The organism is Rhodococcus sp. 05-2254-5 (assembly GCF_002258575.1).
GTDB lineage: Bacteria > Actinomycetota > Actinomycetes > Mycobacteriales > Mycobacteriaceae > Rhodococcoides > Rhodococcoides fascians.
This window is the reverse complement of sequence record NZ_NOZG01000002.1, coordinates 405,573-429,000: the sequence shown is the minus strand read 5'-3', so window position 1 is coordinate 429,000 and position 23,428 is coordinate 405,573. Positions and strand designations below refer to the sequence as shown.

The window sequence follows — 23,428 nt, the reverse complement described above, 5'->3', positions numbered from 1 at the left end:
GTGATCGATGCTGTGGTGGTGGGCTCCGGCCACAATGCCCTGACTTCTGCCTGCTACCTGACCGATGCCGGAATGTCGGTGGAGATCGTCGAACGCGACACCGTCGCGGGCGGTGCGGTGTCGACGGTGGAGCGCTTCCCCGGCCATCGAGTCGACCGCGGCTCGTCCGCGCACATCATGATCAGGCACACCGGGATCGTCGAAGAGCTCGGACTCGAGGAGTTCGGGCTGCGCTACATCGACTGCGATCCGTGGGCATTCGCCCCGGGCGACGTCGACACCGCCGAACGCGCCATCGTCTTCCATCGCAGCCTCGATCGAACGTGCGAGTCCATCGCTGCCGCCTGCGGGCCCGTCGATGCGCGCGCCTACCGTTCCTTCGTCTCGGTGTGGGGTCCGCGCAGCGAACGCACCATGCGCGCATTCGGTGGGCCGCCCACCGGGTCCAAACTGCTCCGATCCTTCTGGGGACTCGGTGCGCCCGACGGCGGCAGCGCGCTCTCGCGCGAGTTTCTTGCCACCGGCGATTCCCTGCTGGACGAAATGTTCACGAGCGAGCGACTCAAGGCTGCGCTGGCATGGTTCGGAGCGCAGTCCGGCCCGCCGATGTCCGAGCCCGGCACCGCCCCGATGGTCGGGTTCGCGGCTCTGATGCACACGCTCCCACCGGGCCGCGCCGTCGGCGGTAGCGGCGCACTGACCGAGGCGATGATCGCCCGGCTGCACCGGGACGGGGCAGCGCTGACGCTCGGCGATGCCGCCGTATCGCTGACGCGTCGCGCGCACGGCTGGACGACGAGGACCGCGTCGGGACGGGAGATCGACAGCACGATCGTCGTGGCCGGGTGTCACATCCTGACCACGCTCGACCTGCTGGCGGAGGGCGGACACGACGCGGCGCAGCTGGCCCGGTGGCGCTCCACCATTCGGGTGGGTCCGGGGATCGGTACCGCGGTTCGGTTGGCCACCGACGCGCTGCCGCAGTACCCGAGCGCCGACTGCATCGAGGACGGTACCCACGGTCTCGCGCTGCTCGTCCGCGACCGCGCGCAATTGCGGTTGGCTCACGGGCACGCTCTCGCCGGGGAGCTGCCGCCGAAACCCGCTGTTCTCGGCATGTCGTTCAGCGCCCTCGATCCGACGATCGCGCCGCCGGGTCAGCATCAGATCTCCCTGTGGTCGCAGTGGCATCCGCACACTCTCGCCGATGGCCGCCGGTGGCGCTCGAACGTACCGGGGCAACGTTCTTTGGCCGAGGTCGAGGGTGATCGAATCGTCGCCGAGCTCGATCGCTACGCCCCTGGATTCGCCGCGTCGGTCCTCGATCGGTACGTACAGTCGCCGCCGGACATCGAGCAGGAACTCGGACTGATCGGAGGCAACATCATGCACCTGGACATGTCACTGGACCAGATGATGATGTGGCGTCCTCATCCCCAACTGGCCGGCCACCGCGTTCCCGGAGCAGACGGTCTCTATCTCACCGGCGCGTCGACTCACCCGGGAGGCGGCGTCACAGCGGCCAGCGGCCGTTCGGCGGCGAGAATCGCACTCGCGGACGCACGCGCGGGGCGTCGTCGCGCATTCTTCAGCAGGAGACGAGCATGAAGATTGCCCCGACGGTCTTCGCGATCGGTGCCGTCGCCGCCCAGATCTGCTATCCGCTCGTATCGGGTTCGACGCGGGACGCGGTGACCATCGCGGTGGTCGCGCTACTCGCGCTGGCGTCGATCGCGCACGCCGTGCTGTACCGCGGAAAGCTGTGGGCGGCGGCTCTCGTGATCCTGACTGCAGGAACGGGATTCGTGTCCGAGCTCGTCGGCACGGCCACCGGGTTTCCCTTCGGCGAGTACTTCTACGCGCAGAATCGACTCGGCCCCAGCCTGTTCGAGGTCCCCGTGGTGGTTCCACTCGCCTGGACGGCGGGGTTCTATCCGATCTGGTGCGCGGTCACGTTCATCGTCGGCCATCTCGGTGCGACACGGCTCCGAGCGTCTGCATTCCGAATCGCCGCAGTCGCCGTCGGGATGGTGGGCTGGGACCTGTATCTCGATCCTCAGATGGTCACCGACGGCCAGTGGACCTGGACGTCCGGTGCCGTCGGACTGCCGGGTGTGTCGTCAATCCCGTTGACCAACTACGCGGGTTGGCTGTTGGTGGCGACATTGATGGCCGCAGTCATGGAAGCGGTGAACCGCGTGGTGGCCCCGCGCGCGTCCGACGACGTCGTTCCCCTCGGGCTGTTCCTGTGGACGTGGCTGGGTTCGGCGCTCGCGCACGCGGTGTTCCTCGACGGCCCCGAACTACGATTCTCGGCCGTCTACGGATTCGTCGTCATGGGTAGTGTCGGAATCCCGTTGCTGTGGATCGCACGTCGTCGCGGATCTCTACGTAGCCGACACGCACCGATGGCAACCCCTGCCGACTGACACCGACGCGACGCCCTGGCACGATGTCGCTGTGCAGTCGACATCACGAACATCCGCTCGTACCCGCCGACGCCGAGTTCTCTCGGTGCTCGCCCTGACGCTGCTGGTCGCGCCGATGCTGGCCGGCTGCTTGCGGGTCCAGGTCACGATGGGTGTGTCGGCCAACGACCGGGTGGCGGGTCAGATCGTCGCGGCGACGGTCCCCACCTCCGACACCGACACCGGCCCCGAACTCGTGGTGCCCTCCTCGATCGAGGACAAGGTCCGCGTCGAGCCGTACAACCAGGACGGGTACGTCGGGTCGCAGGCCATCTTCGACGACCTCTCGTTCGGTGATGTTCAGACACTCGGTTCGATCTTCCAGAACGCGGCCGGATCGTTTCAGCTGACCCTGCAGCGTTCGGGCGACACCGTGACGCTCGCCGGTAACGCCGACCTGTCGTCGGTACCGGTCCAGGGGTCCGACGTGCAGTTCACTATTGCATTTCCCGCCCGTATCGGGACCACCAACGGCACTCGCGAGAGCGACAACTCGATCTCGTGGAAGCTGCCGGCAGGCGAAGTCACCTCGGTGCGTGCCGAGGTCAACTACCCGGACCCCAACACTCGTAGCTTCGCCGGCTGGGCGGGCATCGTGGGCGGCGTGACCGTCGGAGTGGCCGCTATCGTCGGTGCCATGGCCTGGGTGTCGCGGAACCCACCGTTGGGCAACCGTCGTAAGCGCGCTGCCGAGACGGGCGAGTCGAACGACCGAACGTCGGTGTGATCGCCCCCATCTCGTCCCGCACGACAGATCTCGCCGAATGACGGTCCTGACCCGGGCGACTCGGGCGACTGCCGTTCTCGCCTCCACCTCCGCTGCCGTCGCGGTGTTCAATGCGCTGTTCGTGCCGGGTTTGCGTCGACCGAGCCGTGACGTCACCGAACGGGTCGCAGTGTGCATCCCCGCGCGCAACGAAGTCGACACGCTGCCTGCGTTGATCGGCGATCTCACGCGTCAACGATTCTGCACCGACCTGCAGGTCGTCGTCCTCGACGACGATTCGACCGACGGAACGGCAGCCGCTGCCGTCACCGCGGCGAACGGCGATCCGCGATTCCGCGTCGTGACCTCCCACGCGTCGCCGCCGCCCGGATGGACGGGTAAAGCCGCCGCGTGCGCCGAACTGGCCGACTCGGTCGACGTGGATACGACGATCGTCATGTTCGTCGACGCGGATGTCCGGCTCGAACCCGAGGCCCTCGCCGCCGCGGCGAGGAGGTTGCGCCGCCGCGGCGACGCTCTGATGTGCCCCTGGCCCGAGCAGGTGGCGGGTGGTCTCGCCGAACGCCTCGTTCAACCGCTGCTCGCGTGGTCGTGGATGTCGACGCTGCCCGTGCCGGTCGGCAATGCGACGCTGCTGCCGTCGATGGCCGTCGCCTGTGGGCAGTTCATGGCGTTCGATGCCGCCGCGTATCGCGTCGTCGGCGGCCACAGCTGCGTCGCGTCGAGTGCCACCGAGGATCTGGACATCGCGCGTGTCCTGCGTCGACGCGGGTTCTCGACGTCGGTTGCCTCCGGTGCCGGGTTCGTACGGTGCCGGATGTACCGCTCGGCCGCCGATGTTCGGGCGGGTTACAGCCGGTGGCTGTGGAACGAGTTCGGTGGGCCCGTCGGTTCGGCCACGGCTGCCCTTGCGCTGAGTACGGTCTACCTGTTGCCGCCGGTCGCGGCAGTCTTCGGTTCCGGTTCGACGCGGCGACTGGGTGTCGTCGGTTACCTCGCCGGGACCATCTCGCGCGTGGCATCTCGTCGGCGCGAGTCGGGACCCCGATTCGGCGCTCGCGACGTCGTCGACGCCGCGGTGCACCCGCTGTCGATTCTCGCCTTCGTGGGGCTCGTTGCGGAATCCCACGTGCGACGACGCCGCGGCGCGCTGAGTTGGAAGTCGCGTCCGATGCCGACGTCGTAACGCCGATCGCAAGTCAGACGCGCGCGGCTGCCAGCCCCAGGTTGCTCAGGACCTCACGTGTCGCGCGCGCGAAATTCAACGTGATGAAGTGCAGCCCGGGCGCACCTTCCGCGATGAGCCGCTCGCCGATGTTCGTGGCGAGCTCGATACCCACCTCTCGAACCGCGGCCTTGTCTTCCTCGGCTCCGGATCCTGCTGCGCGAGTGAACTTCTCGTCCAGATGCGACGGCAATGTCGTGCCCGAGAGCTCGAGCATCCGGCGCACCGAACGCAGCGAGGTGATGGGCATGATCTCGGGGATGATCGGCTTGGCACCCTGCTCGGGGTCGTATGCGCTGACGCGATCACGCAGCCGCAGGTAGTCGTCCACGTCGAAGAACATCTGCGTGATCGAATACTCCGCTCCCGCACGCAGCTTCCCGACGAGGCACCTGGTGTCCTGCTCGAGATCGTCGGCGCGGTGATGGCCTTCCGGGAACGACGCCACTCCGACGTGAAAGTCGCCCAGTTCGCGGACCATGCGCACCAGCTCTTCCGCGTACTCGACTCCCTCGGGATGCTTCTCCCACTCGCCGAGTGGATCGCCCGGGGGGTCACCGCGAAGAACGAGGATGTTGGTGATGCCGCGGTCGGCGTACGACCCGACCATCGAGCGCAACTCGGCGACACTGTGCGACACGGCAGTGAGATGCGCCACTGGCAGCAGAGTCGTCTCCTCGGCGATCTGACCGGTGACGCGCACCGTTCGATCGCGGGTGGAACCACCTGCGCCGTACGTCATCGACACGAACGCGGGCTGGAGTTGCTCGAACTCTCGCACTGCTCGCCACAACCTGGCCTCGGCAGCCTCGTCGCGCGGGGGCGAGAACTCCACCGAGAACGGGATCCTCGCTTCGGGTTCGGTCCGCAATCGGTCGACGATCGACGGCGTCCTCGTCACGAATCCTCGGCTCGACCGCCCCCTGACGGAATCTTCGCTCACCCGAAGATCATAGGTTGCGCTGCGCCGCCGGCCCGCTGGGCATCCCCCGACGGCGTAGTTCGCTGCTCGTCGGTGCCGGGTTCGGGTGCCTATTACTGTGGGACTGTAACGCGTCTTTCCCACGAAGACCTTGGAGGATCGTCCTGTCCGGAGACCTGTCCGCGCCCACCAACTCTGTGTCCGTGAATGCGACGTCACTACGGGATTCCGTCGATGCGAAGCTCGCGGAGTTCTTCGCCTCGCGTCGTGCGGTCGTCGACAGCGTCGGCGGTGGCTACCCGGCCGCAGTGGCCGACCTCGAGGCGTTCGTACTACGCGGCGGCAAGCGCATGCGCCCGGCCTTCGCGTGGACCGCGTGGCTCGGCGCGGGCGGTGAGCCCACCGGGGACCGCGCCGACGCAGTACTGCGTGCGTGCTCGGCACTCGAGTTGATCCAGGCCTGCGCATTGATCCACGACGACATCATCGACTCGTCCCGCACCCGCCGAGGCTTTCCGACCGTGCATGTCGGCTTCGCTCAGCGACATCGCGATGCGGGGTGGTCGGGCTCGGCAGATCACTTCGGTGTCTCCGCTGCCGTTCTCGTCGGCGACCTGGCGCTGTGCTGGGCCGACGACATGCTGCGCGAGTCGGGTATCGACACGGACGCGGCGCGGCGGGCGCAGCCCGTGTGGTCCGCGATGCGTACCGAGGTGCTCGGCGGTCAACTCCTCGACATCGAGGCCGAAGCCGGGACCGACGAGAGCGTCGCGGCAGCCATGCGCGTCAACCGGTACAAGACCGCCGCCTACACAGTCGAACGCCCGCTGCACCTCGGGGCCGTTCTTGCCGGGGCCGGCGAACCGCTGACTGCGGCGTACCGCAGCTTCGGTGCCGACATCGGCATTGCCTTCCAGCTGCGCGACGACCTGCTCGGCGTGTTCGGCGACCCGGAGATCACCGGCAAACCGTCGGGTGACGACATCACCGAGGGCAAGCGCACGGTGCTCATCGCCGTCGCCTTGCAGCAAGCGGATGCGAGCCGTCCCGATCACGCGGCGAGGATTCGAGCCAGTCTCGGTACCGAGCTCAGCGAGAGCGAGGTCGCCGACATCCGATCGATACTCACCGAACTGGGCGCCGTCGACGCCGTCGAACGGCAGATCGACGAACTGGGCACCCGGGCCGTTGCCGCGCTGGACGACAGTTCCATCGATCCGATCGCCGCCGAACACCTTCGTGCCATGGCCACCGCCGCCATCCAACGGCAGTACTGAAAGAGAGCGTCATGTCTACGATCCGAACCGTTCCCGGCCGCACCGACTCGGTCGTCGTCGTGGGAGCTGGATTGGCCGGCCTGGCCGCGGGGCTCCACCTGCTGGGCGCAGGCAAGAAGGTCACGATCGTCGAGCGCGACGACACCGTGGGCGGCCGGGTGGGGGTGTATCCGGTGACCGACTCCGACGGAACGCATCTCTACGACATCGACAACGGTGCGAGCGTACTCACGATGCCGAACCTGGTGCTCGAAGCGTTGGCCGCCGTGGGTGCCGACTTCGAGTCCACGACGCCGCCGATTCGGCTGACGTCCCTGTCGCCGTCGTACCACACGCGGTACGCCGACGGCACGTCCATCGACGTCTACTCGGACCCGGAGGCAATGGCCGCCGAGGTCGAGCGGACCTGCGGTACGGCCGAGGCGCAGGGCTACCGCGATCTTCGGCGCTGGCTCGCCGACATCTTCGACGCCGAATTCGACCGCTTCATCGACTCGAACTTCGATTCGCCGCTGGACCTCGTGGGATCCAAGGCCGCGATCACCGATACCGCAACGCTGACGAAGCTGGGCGGCTTCGGTCGCCTCGGGCCACGGGTCGATCGTTTCCTGAAGGACACCCGTCTGCGCCGAGTGTTCACGTTCCAGGCCCTCTACGCCGGCATGGCACCGCAGAAGGCGCTGGCCGTCTACGGTGCGATCGCACACATGGACACCTCCCTCGGGGTGTTCTTCCCCGAGGGAGGCATGGCGGCTATCGGCCGGGCCATGGCCGACGCGTTCGTGACGGCGGGCGGCACGCTCGAACTGGGCACCGACATCGTCGACATCACCGTCGACCGCGGCCGTGCCGATGCCGTCCTCACTGCCGATGGACGTCGAATCGCTTGCGACGCATTGATTCTCACCGCCGACTTGCCCGTCGTCGATCGCCTGCTCGATCGCGCCGCGGTGTCGAAGAAAGGCAGGCGCAACGGGTACGGCGTCGTGTCGCCGTCCGCCGTCGTGGCCCACGGAACGGTTCCGGTCGAACTCACGGCGTCGTGGCCTGCGCGGGCGCACCACACCATCGACTTCGGCGACGAATGGGCCGAGACCTTCCGCCGGATCACCGCCCGCTCCGGCAAAGGATCTCTGATGGCCGATCCGTCACTGCTGATCACGCGGCCGTCGGTGAGCGATTCGGGCCTCGAGGTCGTGCGCGACGGGGTCCGCAGCGAGCCGGTCTCGATCCTTGCCCCGTGCCCCAACCTCGACAGCGCTCCCCTCGCCTGGGCCGAACTGGCTCAGCCGTACCTCCGAGAGATTCTGGCGACGCTGGAGGGCCGCGGATACACCGGACTCGCCGACGCTTTCGTGCTCGATCACATCGACACACCGCAGACGTGGGCGGACAAAGGCATGTTGTCGGGCTCGCCGTTCTCGTCCGCGCACGTCTTCCGGCAGACCGGGCCGTTTCGGAGAAAGAACATGGTCGCCGGCCTCGACAACGTGGTTCTCGCCGGCTCCGGAACCACTCCGGGTGTGGGCGTGCCGACCGTCTTGGTCTCAGGCAAACTGGCGGCAGAACGGGTGACAGGGCCGCAAGGGCGGTAGGTTCGTCCGACCGACTGCGTCGACCAACTAAGCTGAGCGCGATCGTTTGCCGGTCGCGATCTTTGCTGCGACCATGATCCTTCGGCCGACAGCGAGAACGCGTCGGCGCGGAGCCACATCTCGACACACACGACTCGCAGCAGCAGAGGAGGAGCAGGCGGCAATGTCTTCGGTTTCGTCGCACTCCACCTCCGAAGGGCGCTCGTCGGACGGGTCTGCACCCATGCCTGCGCGGCATCCGTCGAGACTGACGACCACCGGAAACTTCCTGCGAAGCCCCGAGGGCAAAGCAGCGATCCTCGGGGTTCTCGGTGCGGTCTGCATCATGTTCGGTGGATTCGGCGCGGGCAGCGTGCGCCGTCGTGACCCTCTGCTCGAAGAGATGCATCTGTCGTGGCTGCGATTCGGCCACGGCTTCGTGATGTCGACCGTCATCGTCTGGGCCGGTGTGTTGTTGATGATCACCGCCTGGGTCAGGCTCGGCCGAGCCACGCTGCACGGCCGCACCACGGTGGGCGAGCTCCGGTGGATCGTGCCCGCATGGACGGCACCGCTGCTGCTGTCGGTGCCGATGTTCAGCCGCGACGCTTACTCGTACCTCGCTCAAGGTGCGTTGCTACGGGACGGCTTCGACCCGTATGCCGTTGGGCCCGTGGCCAATCCGGGAATCCTGCTCGACAACGTCAGCAACGTGTGGACCACGACCACTGCCCCGTACGGGCCACTGTTCCTACTCCTCGGTCGCGGCATCACGAGCCTGACCGGTGACAATGTGATCGCCGGAACCATGCTGCTTCGCCTGACCATGCTCCCCGGGCTCGCTCTGATGATGTGGGCCGTCCCGCGACTGGCCACCCATCTGGGCGGGCGCGCCACGACGGCGGTGTGGCTCGCCGTGCTCAATCCCCTGGTGCTGATCCACCTCATCGGCGGAGTGCACAACGAGTTGCTCATGGTCGGCCTGATGACCGCGGGCATCGTGCTCGCGCTCGAGCGTCGCCACGTGGCCGGCATCGCGCTGGTGGCGATCGCTGTGGCCATCAAGGCAACTGCCGGTCTCGCTCTGCCGTTCCTGGTGTGGATCTGGATGCTGCACCTCCGCGACAAGGCGCGCGAAGAAGGCCGCACACCGCCTGCACCGATTCTGGCGTTCACGAAGACCGCGGGCATCGGAGCGTCCGTTTTCGTCGCGGTGTTCGCCGTCGCGTCCGTGATCGCCGGAGTCGGCATCGGCTGGCTCACGGCGTTGTCCGGCTCGGCGAAGATCATCAACTGGCTGTCGCTGCCGACGATCCTCGCGCATCTGGTGACCGTCAGCACCTCGTGGTTCCTCGATCTGCGTCTCGGACCGGTTCTCGACGTCACCCGGTTGCTGTGCGCGATCGCCTTGGTGGTCATCCTGGCCGGGGCGTGGTGGTTGGGCCGCCGATCCGAGCGGGACGCTGTCAAGGGCATCCTGATCGCTCTTGTCGCCACTGTCGTTCTCTCCCCCGCCGCGCTGCCCTGGTACTACTCGTGGCCGTTGGCGATCGCGGCCGGCTTTGCGTTGTCCCGCCGAACTCTGATGGTTCTCACCGGCCTGTCGACCTGGCTGATGCTGGTGTTCCAACCCGACGGATCCATCGGCCTGTACACGTTCGTGCACGTGGCCCTCGCAGTTTTCGCTGGTGTCGTTGCCGCGCTGGCGCTGACCCGAGTCGACCCGTTGCGTTTGCGATCGGACCGCTCCCGGGAACACCGTGCCGTACCCAACGCCCCCAAGACCGCGCCCGTCTCCACCGAAGACGACGCCACACCGTGAGGTCCCGCGCCATGAGTGCCCGCGTATCGAGAGAACTGACCGACATCGATCCTGCTCTGCACGAGGCGTATCGCATCTGCCGCGAACTGAACGCCCAGCACGGCAAGACCTATTTTCTGGCAACCAGACTGTTGCCCGTCGACAAGCGCGCAGCCGTGCACGCTCTGTACGGTTTCGCTCGGATGGTCGACGACATCGTCGACCTCGAGGGCACCGACATCGCGGTCGGTTCGGACGAACTGAACGCCCGCAGAATCGTCGAACTCGACATCATCGAATCCCGGGTGCGCGACGCCTTGGCCGGAAAACCGCTGTCCGACAGCACATCCGATCAGGTGTTGAGCGCATTGTGCGACACGGTCGCTCGGTACGAGATTCCCCACGATTACTTTTTCGCGTTCATGCATTCGATGCGCATGGACATCCCGGGCAGCGCGATGTTCGTCTCGCGGTACCGAACGATGGAGCAGTTGAACGAGTACATGTACGGATCGGCCGCAGTCATCGGACTGCAGATGTTGCCGATTCTCGGAACGGTGGTTCCGCGAGCCGAGGCGGAGCCGTCGGCTGCGGCGTTGGGCGAGGCGTTTCAGCTGACCAACTTCATCCGCGACATGGGTGAGGACCTCGACCGCGACCGCATCTATCTCCCGACCGACGAACTGGCGGCCTTCGGGGTCGACGAGGATCTGTTGCGGTGGTGCCGGACCACCGGCTCGGTCGATGCCAGAGTCACCCGCGCCCTCGCCCACTCGATCGCCGTCACCCGGTCGATCTACCGGACGTCGGACGCCGGGATCGACATGTTGGATCCGCGAGTGCGTCCGTCCATGCGAACGGCGTCCATTCTGTACGGCCGCATTCTCGACGAGGTCGAGGCGCAGGGCTACCGGGTGCTCTCCCAGCGTGCGACCGTGCCGCAGTGGACTCGCGCACGCGTCGCGCTGCCGCAGTTCGCCGTCACCGGCTGGAAGCGCGCCACGGTCCGCTGACGACCGCTGTTCCAGCTGCTAGAAGGCCATTGCCTGAGCGCGTCTGATCACTTCGCGCATCAGGTCACCGTGCAACGCTGCGACCGGGGTGCCGGGCAGACTGTCGTCCTCGGCGAACAACCACCGCAGAATTTCTTCGTCCTCGTAGCCGCCGTCGTGCAGCACCGCCAGCAGGCCGGGCAGACCCTTGACGATTTCGCCCTTGGTCGTGTCGAAGAACTGCTCGGGCACGCCGGGGACGCGGGAACGCTTGAGAGCCAACAGCTGACGATCCCGCACGAGCTGCTCGACGCGCGTCTTGGGGACGTCCAGGATCTTGGCGACGTCGGCGAACTGCAGCAGAGAAACCGACGGATCGAGCACGTCGTCGGCGTAGGGAATGGCACTCACGCGGGTAACGTTAACGGGTCCGGCGTCCAGACTTCAAAAGTGACGCGGCCCGCCACGGAGACCGAAGACACGAACCACGATCGTCGGTGAGCTCCCACGGCGCCGATACCATCGTCGTCAGGCGTCCGGATTTCGAGCGGACACATCGAGGACGACGAGGGGAGGTTCGGTGATACCGGGTTCGATGCTCGATCGTCGATATCGAATAGACGCACCGATCGCACGGGGCGGAATGTCGACGGTCTACCGCGGACTCGACACCAGGCTCGACCGACCTGTCGCGGTGAAGATCATGGATCCGAAGTTCGCCGAGGACCCGCAGTTCGTTCAGCGATTCGAGTTCGAGGCACGCGCGGTGGCCAGGCTGAGCCACCCCGGTCTGGTGGCCGTGTACGACCACGGGCGGGACGGCGATCACGCATTCCTGGTCATGGAGCTCGTCGAGGGCGGAACGTTGCGCGAGCTGCTGCGGGAGCGCGGGCCCATGCCTCCGCACGCCGCAGTCGCCGTGGTTCGCCCTGTGCTCGAAGCTCTCGCCGTCGCACACCGCGCCGGTCTGGTGCACCGAGACATCAAACCGGAGAACATCCTGATCAGCGACGACGGAGACGTCAAGATCGCCGACTTCGGGCTGGTCCGAGCCGTCGCCGCATCCACCGTCACCTCGAGCAGTGTGATTCTGGGCACGGCCGCGTATCTGTCCCCCGAACAGGTCACCACCGGCTCCGCATCCGCGAGCAGCGACGTCTACGGCGTCGGAGTCGTACTGTTCGAGCTGCTCACCGGACGCACCCCGTTCACCGGCGACACATCCCTGTCCATCGCCTACCAGCGCATCGACAACGACGTTCCGCTCCCGTCGACCCTCATCGCAGGCGTGCCACCACAGTTCGACGACGTGGTTCAACACGCCACCGTCCGCGACCCGGAACACCGATACCGCAACGCCGACGACATGGCCCGCGCGCTGCGCACTGCCGCGTCGGCGCTGGCGCTTCCCGCGTACCGGGTGCCCGCTCCCCAGCGTTCGGCACAGCACCTGAGCTCGGCGGCTGCGGGCGCACCGACGACAGTCGCCGGCGATCGACAGCCGCCCACCCGCACCCAGGTGGTGCAGAGCGCTCCCCCGGTACCGCCGCCCGACGGCGTGCACCACACCCGAGTGGTCACGTCACCGACATCCCGCGAAATCGAGTACGAACCGCAACCGGACGACCCGCAGCCGGCGGCACCCCTGGGCCGGCGACACTACGAATTTCCCGATTTCGCCGCCGATCGCCAACGGTCCCGGCGGGCCATCGTCGTCTGGTTGGTGGTCGTTGCACTGCTGGCAGTGTTGGTCGGTTTCGGCGGCTGGTGGATGGGCTCGGGCCGATACACCGCAGTTCCGATGGTCGACGGTCTCGACACCACCGGTGCCACGAGCGCGATCGAAGCGTCGGGCTTGGAAGCGACGGTTCGGGGAACGTACTCCGACACCGTCTCGACCGATCTGCTCATCGGCACCGACCCCGTCGGTGGTTCCCGAATCGCCAAGGGCGACACCGTGTTCCTGCTCGTCTCACTGGGCAGCCCGACCGTCCCCTCCATCGACTCCGACGCCTCCGTCGAAGACATGCAGCAGCAATTGCGCGATAGAACCTTCACCCCGGTCGACGGCGGCGAGGCATTCAGCACCACCGCACCGATCGGCGGCGTCGCTGCGCTCGATCCCCCGCCGGGAACGGTGTTGAACACCGGTGCCGCAGTCACCGTGCTGCGCAGCAAAGGTGCACCGCCGGTGCAGGTTCCCGACGTCCGCGGACAGAGCGTCGATCAGGCACGGACGACTCTCGAATCGGTCGGCATCACCGTCGACGAGATCCGCGAAACGTTCGACGAGGACACCGACGGCGGAAAAGCGATCGGCACGAATCCGAAGGCCGGCCAGACCGTCAAGTCCGGTACCACCGCCGTCCTCGACGTGTCGACCGCGGTCACCGTGCCGTCGCTGCTCGGACGTTCGGTGGGATCCGCACGCACGACTCTGGATTCGCTGGGACTGACGATCGATGTTCGTCAGGTGGTCGACACGGACGGCTCGTTGGTCATCTCCCAGAGCCCCGGAGCCGGTTCACGGGTGGAACCGGACTCCGAGGTCATGGTCGTCTCCCTGCCCTGAACCTGCCAGGGCGGTGCCGGCGATCAGCCGCGGAGCATCTCGGCGACGAGGAATGCCAGCTCGATGCTCTGCTGAGTGTTCAGTCTCGGGTCGCAGGCAGTTTCGTAGCGCCCGGCGAGGTCGAGATCGGAGATGTCCTGGGCTCCGCCGAGGCATTCGGTGACGTCGTCACCGGTCAGTTCGACGTGGATTCCGCCCGGATGGGTGCCGAGGCCGTTGTGCACCTCGAAGAAGCCCTGCACCTCGTCGACGATGCGGTCGAAATGCCGTGTCTTGTATCCGGTGGACGCCTCGTGCGTGTTGCCGTGCATCGGGTCGCACTGCCAGATCACCTGGTGTCCGGTGGCCTGCACCTTCTCGATGATGGCGGGCAAGATGTCGCGAACCTTGCCGTTGCCCATGCGCGAAATCAGCGTCAGGCGGCCCGGCTTGTTGGTCGGGTCGAGGCGCTCGACGTATTCGACGGCCATCTCGGGGGTCGTGGTGGGTCCGATCTTGAGCCCGATCGGGTTCGAGATCAGTTCGGCGAGCGCGATGTGCGCGCCGTCGAGCTGGCGAGTGCGGTCGCCGATCCACAGGAAGTGAGCCGACAGATCGTAGAGCTTGGGGTGATCGTCGGTGTTGTCGAGCCGCAGCATCGCGCGCTCGTAGTCGAGTACGAGTGCTTCGTGGCTCGCGAAGATCTGGGCGGTGTGCAGATTGGGGTCGGAGACACCACAGGCATCCATGAACCGCAGGCCGCGGTCGATCTCCCCGGCCAGCGCCTCGTAGCGGGCTCCGGCGGGTGACTGCGCGACGAATTCACGGTTCCAGTCGTGCACCTTGTGCAGGTCGGCCATCCCGGCTCCGGTCAGTGCCCGAACCAGGTTCATGGCCGCACTCGCGTTGGCGTAAGCGCGCACCAGTCGTGACGGATCGTGGCCGCGCACGCTCTCGTCGGCCACCAGCGAGTTGATCATGTCGCCGCGGTAGGACTGCAGGCCGAGCGCATCGATGTTCGACGAGCGAGGCTTGGCGTACTGGCCGGCGATGCGCGCGACCTTGACCACCGGCATGCTCGCCCCGTACGTGAGTACGACGGCCATCTGCAGCAGCGTGCGAATGTTGCCCTTGATGTGCGGTTCGGTGTTGTCGACGAACGTCTCGGCGCAGTCGCCACCCTGAAGCAGGAACGCCTCGCCGCGGGCGACGGCAGCGAGCTTGTCCGACAGCGCCTCGACCTCACCTGCGACGGTGATCGGCGGAACGCTCTCGAGCACCTTGCGCATCTCGCCGGCCTGCTCGGGATCCCACTGCGGCTGCTGCGCAGCCGGCTTGGCCAACGCGTCGTCCAATCGAGTGCGCAGTGTCGGAGACAGCGGCGGCAGGTCGGGCAAGCGATCGATGGGTACGTCGACAGTCCAGTTCACCGCTACAGGATATTCGTACCGCCGTCACCGCAGGACAACGGGTGTTCAACCGCGGTACGAGTACTCCTCGATCGCCTGGAACTTGGCCAGATTGTGGCGCGCGTCGGCCAGGGCATCGTGGGCGTCGTCGGGCACAGAGGGAAGCTCGGGACTGCCGCGATCCTCCCAGTGCTGACGGAGCTCACGGGTGAATCGAGGCAGGGAACGCGGCAACTCGGTCATCGATCCCCACAGCTGGCAGAGCGCCACGTGGTCGTACGCCGCCACCCATGCCCACAATTCGACCTCGGCACCGTAGTACGGAACGAGAAATTCGAGCAGTTCGTCGCGAATTCGGGATCGGCTCATCCACAACGGCGACGAGTACGGTGGCAGCTTGGGTAAGACGTTGCGCCGGACCCACCGGCCCGCCCGCTCGGGGTCGAACTCGGAGGACACCGCATAGAACTCGCGACCGTCCTCCGACACCACACCGATCGAGACCAACTCGATTGTGCGACCATCCTCGATGAACTCTGTGTCGTAGAAGTAGCGCACGCGGCTCACCCTAGCGCGTGCCCCGGCACGTCCCCCACACACCGCAGAACCGAGCCGAACAAGCCCTGAAAGGGAACGTTGTGACTTCGTCCGACACCAACCGTCCGGTCGCCGAAGCGTCGGAGCCTGCCGGCCCGACGCGACGCCGGTGGCCGCTTTGGGCGGTGGCGTCGAGCAGGGTCGTCGTTGTCGTCGCCGCGGCGGTCGGTGTGCTCTTCCATCTCAACGGGTTTCCCGGGCTGCGAACGTTGGGTGAGCATTACCGACTGGATCTCGATGTCTACCGGCTCGGCGGTGAGGTGTTCGCTCGGGGCGGGGATCTGTACGGCCAGCTTCCTCCCATCGCGACCGGTACCACGTTGCCGTTCACGTATCCCCCGATTGCTGCCGCTCTGTTCAGCCCGCTCTCGAAGGTCTCGCTGTACGCCGCGTCGATGACGGTGACGTCGTTGTCCATGCTCGCGTTGCTGGCGACCGTTGTGCTCACGCTGATCTCGTTGGGGGTTCGCCCTCGCACGCTCGTGTGGTGGGGTGCTGGCGCGGTGTTCGCGGTGTCCGTCCTCGTACTGGAGCCGGTCACGTCCACGTTGAACTACGGGCAGATCAACATCGTTCTGATGATGTTCGTCGCGCTCGACTGCTTGCCGAAGAAGACTCCGTGGCCTCGAGGTGTGCTGATCGGTCTGGTCGCGGCCGTCAAACTCACTCCCGCAGTTTTCGTCTTGTTCTTCTTGCTGCGCAAAGACTTTCGTGCTGCGGTGGTATCGGCACTGAGCTTCGCGGTGTTCACAGCGTTCGGGTTTGCGCTCACGTGGTCGGACTCGGTGAAATACTGGACCGAGACGATCATCGATTCCGATCGGATCGGCGGCCCGGCGTACCCGGCGAATCAGTCCATCACAGGTGTACTGGCCCGCCTCGGAATGGACGAGCTCCCCCGTTCGATTCTGTGGATCGCGCTGTCGGTAGGAGTACTGCTCGTTGCGGGAATCGCGATGCGCAAAGCGTTCGCCGCCGGTGAGATCGCCCTGGCGCTGACCGTGAACGCGATGTTCGGCCTGTTGGTCTCGCCGGTCTCCTGGTCACACCACTGGGTGTGGGCAGTACCGTTCGCGTTGGTGCTGGCCGCCGTCGGATACCGCCGTCGAAGCGCACTGCTACTCGCTCTGGTTGCCGTCGGACTGGCGATCATGGTGTACGCACCGCACTGGAAACTCGGTGAAGGTCGATGGAGTGGACTCGACTGGCCGCTGGTCGATCAGTTCGCCGCGTCCGCCTACGTGTGGTGGGCTCTGGTCTCTGTGGTCGCCGTCGCGGCCGTGAAACTCTCGCCTCGGGTCACCCCGAAGGAAAGCGACACCGCGGTTCACTGACCGCCGTCGTCAACTGGCCTTCGAGTCGGGGATACGGCGCGCGGACGGAGCCGAATCTTCGGGTGTCGCAACCTTCTTCAGCGAGGCCGCGTACACGTCGACGTATTCCTGGCCCGAGAGCAGCATCAGGTCGTACATCACCTCGTCGGTGACGGCGCGCTCGACGAATCGGTTGCCTGCCATTCCCTCGAACCGGGAGAAGTCGATGGGCTTGCCGACGCGAATGGTGACCTTTGCCGGACGCCACACGCGCGAACCGATCGGGTTCATCTTCTCGGTGCCGATCATGGCGACCGGCACCACCTGAACGCCGGTCTGCAATGCCAGGCGCGCCATTCCGGTCTTGCCCTTGTAGAGCCGGCCGTCCGGCGACCGGGTGCCTTCGGGGTAGATACCGAGCACCTTGCCGGCTTCGATCACGCGGGCCCCGGCGTTCAGTGCGTCCTGTGCCGCGTCGGCTCCGGTGCGGTCGATGGGCACCTGACCCACCGCGGTGAAGAACCACTTCTGGAACGCACCCTTGAGACCCGAGCCGGTGAAGTACTCACTCTTGGCGAGGAAGGTGATGCGCCGCGGGGTCTTGAGCGGAAGATAGAACGAATCGAGAACCGCTTTGTGGTTGCTGGCCAGGATCACCGGGCCGTGCGTCGGAATGTTCTCCGCACCCTCGATCGTGGGCCGACCCAGGGCAATGAGCAGGGGCCCCACGATGATGTATTTGAACAGCCAGTACCACATTGACGTGCTCCCTGATCATGGTCGGCAATCGTTGGTGTGCCGGCTCGCGCGGGGCGAACCGACTGCGGCCGTGCGTTCTCGAACCGTGCCGCGTAGTGAACTGTACCCAGGGTTTATGACACCAGCCACATCGACGAGGAGTCGTCGTGCGACATCACACGGCGTCGGTCCGGACCGTCATCGTGCGGTGGTGACGAACTGTGCTCGCGCGAGCTCGGCCGCACCGATCATCCCCGCGGCCTCGCCCAGTTCGGTGCTGCGAATCCGTGCCAGCGGGCGATGCCCCGCGCCGGTGACGAGCTCGGCGTACTTGTCCGTGGCACGAGCGAGGAATTGGCTCGACGAAGTGGCCACACCGCCGGCCAACACGATCAGGTCGGGGTCGTACACATCGCTGACCATCGAGAGTCCGACGCCGAGCCAGTGTGCGAAATCCTCCATGGTGCGTCGGCCGATCGAGTCGCCGTCGTGCGCGGCGCTCGCGATCCGACGCCCGGTCAACGAGCCGGGATCGAGGAAGACCTCGCGCGCCAACCTCGTCGAGGACGACGGGTCTGCGGCCAACAACTCCACCGCCGTATCCACCAGTGCAGTACCGCTGCAATACCGTTCCCAGCACCCGCGTTTGCCGCAGGGACACGCGCGTCCGTCGGGCACCACCTGAATGTGACCGAGTTCGGGTGCCACCCCGTGGCTCCCTCGATAGATTCGGCCGTCGATCAGCAGCGCCGCACCGATTCCCGTTCCGATCGCCACCATCACCACGTTGCGGCCACCCGATGCCGCTCCGAAACGGTATTCCGCCCATGCGGCGGAGTTGGCGTCGTGTTCGAGCAGGACCGGTAGTCCGATGCGTTCGCTCATCTCGGTTGCGACCGGCGTGTCGACCCACGGCAGGTGCGGAGCGAACCGGACCGTCGTGCGGTCGGAATCGATGAAACCCGCCACCGCCAGACCGACGGCAGCGATGTCGTGCCTGCCGGCCAGCTCCTGCACGGCGCGGTCGAGACCACGCTCGAGTGCACGAGCAGTGTGGGGCGTGGGTGCTGCGGTCGAGTCGAGCACCTGACCGTCCGCGTCGACAACCGAGGCGCGCAGGCTCGTGCCGCCCACGTCGATCCCGACCGTCAATCGCTGATGATGACGCTTCATTCGTTCATGCCTTCCTCGGCCGTCCCCCCACGGCGATGGTCACTCCTTGACCCGAACGGTAATCGGTACGAACGCCGGTCGACGAACGGACGGCGCAGAGGTGTCCTCCGACACGTCCGCGTCGGCGTCGACCCGGTCGGCAGCGGACGCGGTCGACTCGGTACCTGGCTCGCTGCTACCACCAGCGGCGTGTTCGGTGCCCGGCGCGGTGTGGTCGATCAACAACTGGCGTAGCAGTGCGACGACGACGGCCCCTTCCGAGGCAACGAGTTCGACGAGATCGTGCCGTTCACCGCGCACCAACGCCGCGAGCGCACACACCGGGCACCAGCTGCAGCCCTGCTGATCGCGGTCCTGCTGTGTCTCGGCAACTCGGCGCAGGATGGGCTCGAGACGTGTCAGGACGGTGTCGGCCAACGCCAGCAGGTCCGCGCCCAACTCCGAATGCCCGGCCGTCACAGCGTCTCTCCGCTCACAGCTCTTACGGTCATGGCTCGGCCGCTCACAGCGGCCACACATCGGGGTCGGGTCGGAAACGCACCACCAGGAACGGGCCGTCGAGTTCCGCAGAATCGGCAATACACCGACGCAACACCGACGCCAACGTGACGCGTCGCCGCCTACCGTCGGCACTCACTATCAAGTCGTCCTCCACTCGCCCCAGACCCAAGGTGGTCGAATCGACTACCGGCAGAAGCATTCTCATCGCGTACACGGATTCGAGTCCGCTCCCCGACTCGAGTTCGACCGACGGTCGACCGGCCGGGCTCGACGCACGTCGTTCGAGGGAGTGCGGTGCCAGGTGCTCGGCCACATCCTGCAAGGGGCCCAACCCTACCGGTTCCACTTCACAGTGCTCCACCTCCACGATCGGAACCGCGCCGACGCGTCCTCGGAGTTCGGCCACGGCGTCGAGCTGCGCGGCCCGCCATCGCTCGAACCAGAACACCGCAGGATGAGCTCCGACCAGACCGATCGACGAAGAATTGAGAGCCGGGAGCATCCGGTTCACCAGCAGTCGGTCGACGCGAACGCCGAACAGAGCCGCTGCGGAGAGCGTGCGTTCGGCGTCGACGATGGACAGGTGCTCGGGGGTCAGGACCACGGTTGCCCCGGTCCGGTCGGGATCGGTGATCAGCGCCCGGACCGATTCGATCTGTCCGAGGATCCGCTCGATCATGGCCACCACGAGCGTGAGCCGCACGTCGGTTCCGGTGCCGGCGACCATGCGATCGTGGCGCGGCCACACGCGCTCGAAATAGGACGAGACGGTGTCGGGCAGCTGCAGGGTTCGCAGCGCATCCCCCGATGCCGGAAGATCGACTATCACTGTGTCCCAACGACCTTCGTCGACGAGCCGGGACACCTCGTGCAATCCCAACAGCTCCTCGATACCCGGGAACCCCATCAGCTCCTCCGGCTCGATCGCGCCGAAACTCACGCCGTGTTCGTGGCCTGCCGAAGCCACCGACAGCATCGAACCCAGACCGCGGTACCGCTCTTCGAGCAGCCGCGAGGTATCGATCTCGACGACGTCCAGGTTCGGAGCAACCGCTCCGATGCCCGAGTCCTGGTCGGTGTCACCTTGTGCGCCGAGGGCGTCGCGGAGCGAGTGCGCCTGGTCGAGGGAGGCAATCAGCACCTCCCGGCCCGAGGCCGCGAGCGCAAGACCCGACGCAGACGCCAGGGTGGTCTTCCCCGCGCCACCTTTGCCGATGAACAGCGATACCGTGGTGCGGAGTTCGGGGCGAGCGTCGGTCAGCCTTCGACCCGCTTCTTCAATTCCTTGAGCGCAGTGTCGGTGATGACCTTCTCTGCTTTGCGCTTGAACAGGCCGATCATCGGAATGTTCAGATCGACAGTGAGCTCGTATGTCACGTCGGTGCCGTTGCCGGTCTCACGCAGCGAGTACGACCCGTTCTGAGATTTCTGCATTTCGCCCGAGACGAGATTCCACGACACCGAATTGCCGTCCGCGGCCCAGTCGTACTCGAGTTCGTACGTGTCTTTCACCATTCCGGCGTCGAGCACGAACTTGACCCGCTTTCCCCGTCCGTCCGCACCGACTTCGAGGACCTCGACGGACTTCGCGGCGGACACCCACGTGGGATACGCGTCGAAATCGGCGATGACGTCCATGACCCGACTCGGTGGGGCTTCGACGACGATCGACCTCTGGGTTTTCTCCGCCATGACTACTGGTCCGCTTCCTCTCGGGTACTTCGATCCGCTTCGTTCGCTGCCTGCTGTGTAACCCGCGGCAGGCCTATCTCACACGATCGAACCGCCAACGCACAACGCGAACCGGCCGACCGTACCGCGCGGTTCATTCGGGAGCTGAACTCGACGCTACGTGGTGGGGTGCCTCGCCCGCTGACCTCCCGGCCTCGAGCTCCCGCTTCAGCTCGAAGGTCATGGCGCGGCCGGCCACCCGACGCGCATGCTGCTCGGTGGCCGACTCACTTGGTGAGGCCGGCTCGGCGTGCAGGAAGTAGTGGACGATGACGCCGTCGAGTACGGGCTCGAGCCACAGCTCCATCGTTCCGACGACGCCGCCGCGGACCGACCACCGAATGCCCTTCTCGCCGCGATCCTCGGTCACGGTCAGCGACAGGTCCGGCCACCACCGCCGCCACCGCTCCGGCGAGACGAACGCCTGCGCCACCGCCGCACCGGGCGCTGCCACGAATGTCTGATCCGCAACTTGAATACTGCTCATCGTCAGAGCTTCACATATCGGGTCCGAGACCAGGACCGCCGAGGCACATTCGGGACCGCGCGCCCCAGGTCTAGAGTATCTGTGAAGCCGAGCTATCGACTTTCTCCAACCCGTTCGATCCGGAGGTAATCCCGTGCGCGAGTTCACTGTTTCCGCCGAGTACGACATCGCGGACACCGACTCGGCTGTCGACAGCGTCTTCGCCCGCGCTCGGACGTCGCCGGATGCCGTGGTGTTCCGTCGGCTCGACGACGGCCGATGGACCGATGTCGGTGCCGCAGAATTCGAGCGACTGGTCGTCGACGTGGCCAGGGGCCTCGTCGCGGCAGGTATCGAGCAGGGCGATCGCGTCGCGCTCATGTCGTCCACGCGATTCGAGTGGTCGGTCATCGACTACGCGATCTGGGCCGCGGGCGGAGTGACCGTGCCGATCTACGAGACGTCGTCGGCGGGCCAGGTCGAGTGGATTCTCGAAGACGCCGAGCCGGTTCTGTTGGTCCTCGAGAACGACGCGCACGTACGGGAGACAGAAGCCGTCGTAGCTGCTGCGCCGTCGGTACGTCGAACGTTCGTGATCGACAACGCTTCCGGCACGGGCGCAGTGCAGGCTCTGATCGACAACGGCGCGGACGTCTCCGAAGACGTTGTGCACGAACGAGTCTCGACACTTCGCTCGTCCGATCCGGCCACGTTGATCTACACCTCGGGCACTACCGGCCGCCCCAAAGGTGTGCAATTGACGCATGCGAACCTCCTTGCGGAATCTCGCGGCATTCGCCAGACGTCGTTGAAAGCTCTTCTGACACAGGGCCGCAGTACGTTGATGTTCCTTCCGATGGCGCACGTCCTCGCTCGCGCGGTGAGTATCGCGTCGTTCGATGCCGGAGTCACCCTCGGCCACACCAACGACATTCCCAACCTGGTCGCGACCTTCGGGACATTTCGACCGGACTTCATTCTGTCCGTGCCGCGCGTGTTCGAGAAGGTCTTCAACACTGCGAAGCAGAAGGCACACAGCGACGGCAAGGGCAAGATCTTCGATCTCGCGACCGAGTGCGCAGTGGCGTGGAGCCAGGCGCAGGATTCCGGTGGCCCGTCGATCGTGTTGCGCGCCAAGCATTTCGTGTTCGACAAGCTGGTCTACTCGAAGCTGCGGACCGCTCTCGGTGGCAAGTGCGAACTCGCCATCTCGGGCGGCGCACCACTGGGCGCGAGACTCGGCCACTTCTACCGCGGCATCGGCGTGACCATCTACGAGGGCTACGGCCTGACCGAAACCACTGCGGCGTTCGCGGTGAACACCATCGGATTTCAACGTGTGGGCAGCGTCGGACGCCCGCTACCCGGGAACACCGTCCGCATCGCCGGCGACGGTGAGATCCAACTACGCGGACACGTTGTGTTCGACGGGTATTGGCGAAACGAGAAGGCGACCGCGGAATCCCTCGACGACGGGTGGTTCCGCACCGGCGATCTCGGATCCGTCGACGAGGAGGGATACATCACGATCTCCGGCCGCAAGAAGGAACTGATCGTCACCGCCGGCGGCAAGAACGTCTCCCCCGCGGGCCTCGAAGATCACCTTCGTGCCGGAGCACTGATCAGTCAGGCCGTGGTGGTCGGTGACCAGAAGCCCTTCATCGGTGCCCTCATCACCCTCGATCCGGATGCGTTCGACAAGTGGAAGTCCGCACACGGCAAGGACTCCGACGCCACCGCAGCGGATCTGCAGGCCGACCCCGATCTCGTCGCCGAGATCGACGCCGCCGTCGCCGACGCCAACAAGTCGGTCTCGCACGCGGAATCCATCAAGAAGTACCGCCTGCTCCCCCACGACTTCTCGGAGGAGAGCGGCGAATTGACGCCGACGATGAAGCTCAAGCGCAATGTCATCACCAAGGCGTACGCCGACGAGATCGAGGCGATCTACGCGAGGTGACAC

General features: G+C 66.2%; 21 protein-coding genes. 11 read left to right on the top strand and 10 right to left on the bottom strand.

Features of this window, described 5'->3' with window-relative positions; all coding sequences use genetic code 11:
* The 4 genes from CH278_RS03120 to CH278_RS03105 are packed head-to-tail and all read left to right on the top strand — an operon-like array spanning position 1 to position 4,381.
* Entirely contained in the window at positions 1–1,608 is a 1,608-nt protein-coding gene (locus CH278_RS03120) for a phytoene desaturase family protein (protein WP_072692129.1), read from the top strand.
* Positions 1,605–2,429, top strand: a complete 825-nt coding sequence (locus CH278_RS03115; RefSeq protein ID WP_032368106.1) for a carotenoid biosynthesis protein — start codon at positions 1,605–1,607, stop codon at positions 2,427–2,429. The genes CH278_RS03120 and CH278_RS03115 overlap by 4 nt, the downstream gene beginning before the upstream one ends.
* 31 nt (positions 2,430–2,460) lie before the next feature.
* Entirely contained in the window at positions 2,461–3,195 is a 735-nt protein-coding gene (locus CH278_RS03110) for an LppM family (lipo)protein (protein ID WP_045841254.1), read from the top strand.
* A 37-nt stretch (positions 3,196–3,232) separates the two neighbouring features.
* Positions 3,233–4,381 (top strand): glycosyltransferase, encoded by a 1,149-nt coding sequence (locus CH278_RS03105; protein WP_032406703.1) that lies wholly within the window; start codon positions 3,233–3,235, stop codon positions 4,379–4,381.
* Positions 4,382–4,394: 13 nt separating this feature from the next.
* Here CH278_RS03105 and metF read toward each other — a convergent pair whose 3' ends face one another.
* Positions 4,395–5,321: a methylenetetrahydrofolate reductase [NAD(P)H] gene (metF, locus tag CH278_RS03100; protein WP_032368108.1), complete on the bottom strand. Its 927-nt coding sequence runs from the start codon at positions 5,319–5,321 to the stop codon at positions 4,395–4,397.
* 185 nt (positions 5,322–5,506) lie between these two features.
* On the opposite strand from metF, the gene CH278_RS03095 reads away from it, so the two are divergent.
* From CH278_RS03095 to CH278_RS03080, 4 genes are all read left to right on the top strand, one after another.
* Positions 5,507–6,619 carry a polyprenyl synthetase family protein gene (locus CH278_RS03095; protein WP_441344190.1) on the top strand — a complete coding sequence of 371 codons (1,113 nt, stop codon included), beginning with the start codon at positions 5,507–5,509 and terminating at the stop codon, positions 6,617–6,619.
* Positions 6,620–6,630: 11 nt separating this feature from the next.
* On the top strand, positions 6,631–8,214 hold the full coding sequence (gene crtI, locus CH278_RS03090) for a phytoene desaturase family protein (protein ID WP_174557283.1): 1,584 nt from the start codon (positions 6,631–6,633) through the stop codon (positions 8,212–8,214).
* A 223-nt stretch (positions 8,215–8,437) separates the two neighbouring features.
* Positions 8,438–10,015: an alpha-(1->6)-mannopyranosyltransferase A gene (locus CH278_RS03085; RefSeq protein ID WP_052053202.1), complete on the top strand. Its 1,578-nt coding sequence runs from the start codon at positions 8,438–8,440 to the stop codon at positions 10,013–10,015.
* 11 nt (positions 10,016–10,026) lie between these two features.
* Positions 10,027–11,007 (top strand): phytoene/squalene synthase family protein, encoded by a 981-nt coding sequence (locus tag CH278_RS03080; protein ID WP_032368109.1) that lies wholly within the window; start codon positions 10,027–10,029, stop codon positions 11,005–11,007.
* Positions 11,008–11,025: 18 nt separating this feature from the next.
* Here CH278_RS03080 and CH278_RS03075 read toward each other — a convergent pair whose 3' ends face one another.
* Entirely contained in the window at positions 11,026–11,397 is a 372-nt protein-coding gene (locus CH278_RS03075; RefSeq protein WP_027497362.1) for an Rv2175c family DNA-binding protein, read from the bottom strand.
* A gap of 184 nt (positions 11,398–11,581) precedes the next feature.
* Here CH278_RS03075 and pknB point away from each other — a divergent pair, with 184 nt between their 5' ends.
* Positions 11,582–13,558, top strand: coding sequence for a Stk1 family PASTA domain-containing Ser/Thr kinase (gene pknB / locus CH278_RS03070; protein ID WP_052068826.1), 1,977 nt, complete (start codon positions 11,582–11,584; stop codon positions 13,556–13,558).
* Positions 13,559–13,581: 23 nt separating this feature from the next.
* On the opposite strand, the gene CH278_RS03065 is transcribed toward pknB, so the two are convergent.
* Together CH278_RS03065 and CH278_RS03060 are read right to left on the bottom strand one after the other, a co-directional pair.
* Positions 13,582–14,967: a class II 3-deoxy-7-phosphoheptulonate synthase gene (locus CH278_RS03065; protein ID WP_027497364.1), complete on the bottom strand. Its 1,386-nt coding sequence runs from the start codon at positions 14,965–14,967 to the stop codon at positions 13,582–13,584.
* 45 nt (positions 14,968–15,012) lie between these two features.
* On the bottom strand, positions 15,013–15,504 hold the full coding sequence (locus tag CH278_RS03060) for a polyadenylate-specific 3'-exoribonuclease AS (RefSeq protein ID WP_094621151.1): 492 nt from the start codon (positions 15,502–15,504) through the stop codon (positions 15,013–15,015).
* Between the two features lie 164 nt (positions 15,505–15,668).
* On the opposite strand from CH278_RS03060, the gene CH278_RS03055 reads away from it, so the two are divergent.
* Positions 15,669–16,877, top strand: a complete 1,209-nt coding sequence (locus tag CH278_RS03055; RefSeq protein ID WP_230074384.1) for a glycosyltransferase 87 family protein — start codon at positions 15,669–15,671, stop codon at positions 16,875–16,877.
* A 9-nt stretch (positions 16,878–16,886) separates the two neighbouring features.
* Here the strand turns inward: CH278_RS03055 and CH278_RS03050 are convergent, their stop codons facing one another.
* The 6 genes from CH278_RS03050 to CH278_RS03025 form a co-directional block, all read right to left on the bottom strand.
* Positions 16,887–17,615, bottom strand: coding sequence for a lysophospholipid acyltransferase family protein (locus CH278_RS03050; protein WP_032374359.1), 729 nt, complete (start codon positions 17,613–17,615; stop codon positions 16,887–16,889).
* 177 nt (positions 17,616–17,792) lie between these two features.
* Positions 17,793–18,767, bottom strand: a complete 975-nt coding sequence (locus CH278_RS03045; protein WP_027497367.1) for an ROK family protein — start codon at positions 18,765–18,767, stop codon at positions 17,793–17,795.
* Positions 18,768–18,806: 39 nt separating this feature from the next.
* Positions 18,807–19,226, bottom strand: coding sequence for a hypothetical protein (locus CH278_RS03040; protein WP_032374360.1), 420 nt, complete (start codon positions 19,224–19,226; stop codon positions 18,807–18,809).
* Between the two features lie 43 nt (positions 19,227–19,269).
* Positions 19,270–20,484, bottom strand: a complete 1,215-nt coding sequence (locus CH278_RS03035) for an ArsA family ATPase (RefSeq protein WP_256991814.1) — start codon at positions 20,482–20,484, stop codon at positions 19,270–19,272.
* 41 nt (positions 20,485–20,525) lie between these two features.
* A complete protein-coding gene (locus tag CH278_RS03030) occupies positions 20,526–20,960 on the bottom strand; it encodes an SRPBCC family protein (RefSeq protein WP_027497370.1) in 435 nt (144 codons plus the stop codon).
* Positions 20,961–21,093: 133 nt separating this feature from the next.
* Positions 21,094–21,486 carry a hypothetical protein gene (locus tag CH278_RS03025; protein WP_027497371.1) on the bottom strand — a complete coding sequence of 131 codons (393 nt, stop codon included), beginning with the start codon at positions 21,484–21,486 and terminating at the stop codon, positions 21,094–21,096.
* Positions 21,487–21,619: 133 nt separating this feature from the next.
* Here CH278_RS03025 and CH278_RS03020 point away from each other — a divergent pair, with 133 nt between their 5' ends.
* Positions 21,620–23,425 carry an AMP-dependent synthetase/ligase gene (locus CH278_RS03020; protein WP_094621150.1) on the top strand — a complete coding sequence of 602 codons (1,806 nt, stop codon included), beginning with the start codon at positions 21,620–21,622 and terminating at the stop codon, positions 23,423–23,425.
* Positions 23,426–23,428: the final 3 nt, after the last annotated feature.

Coding starts and splice junctions, on each gene's coding strand:
- CH278_RS03105 (WP_032406703.1), top strand. CDS start 3,233: ATGACGGTCCTGACCCGGGCGACTCGGGCGACTGCCGTTCTCGCCTCC.
- CH278_RS03080 (WP_032368109.1), top strand. CDS start 10,027: ATGAGTGCCCGCGTATCGAGAGAACTGACCGACATCGATCCTGCTCTG.
- CH278_RS03085 (WP_052053202.1), top strand. CDS start 8,438: ATGCCTGCGCGGCATCCGTCGAGACTGACGACCACCGGAAACTTCCTG.
- pknB (WP_052068826.1), top strand. CDS start 11,582: ATGCTCGATCGTCGATATCGAATAGACGCACCGATCGCACGGGGCGGA.
- CH278_RS03030 (WP_027497370.1), bottom strand. CDS start 20,960: ATGGCGGAGAAAACCCAGAGGTCGATCGTCGTCGAAGCCCCACCGAGT.
- crtI (WP_174557283.1), top strand. CDS start 6,631: ATGTCTACGATCCGAACCGTTCCCGGCCGCACCGACTCGGTCGTCGTC.
- CH278_RS03025 (WP_027497371.1), bottom strand. CDS start 21,486: ATGAGCAGTATTCAAGTTGCGGATCAGACATTCGTGGCAGCGCCCGGT.
- CH278_RS03115 (WP_032368106.1), top strand. CDS start 1,605: ATGAAGATTGCCCCGACGGTCTTCGCGATCGGTGCCGTCGCCGCCCAG.
- CH278_RS03045 (WP_027497367.1), bottom strand. CDS start 18,767: ATGAAGCGTCATCATCAGCGATTGACGGTCGGGATCGACGTGGGCGGC.
- CH278_RS03050 (WP_032374359.1), bottom strand. CDS start 17,615: ATGTGGTACTGGCTGTTCAAATACATCATCGTGGGGCCCCTGCTCATT.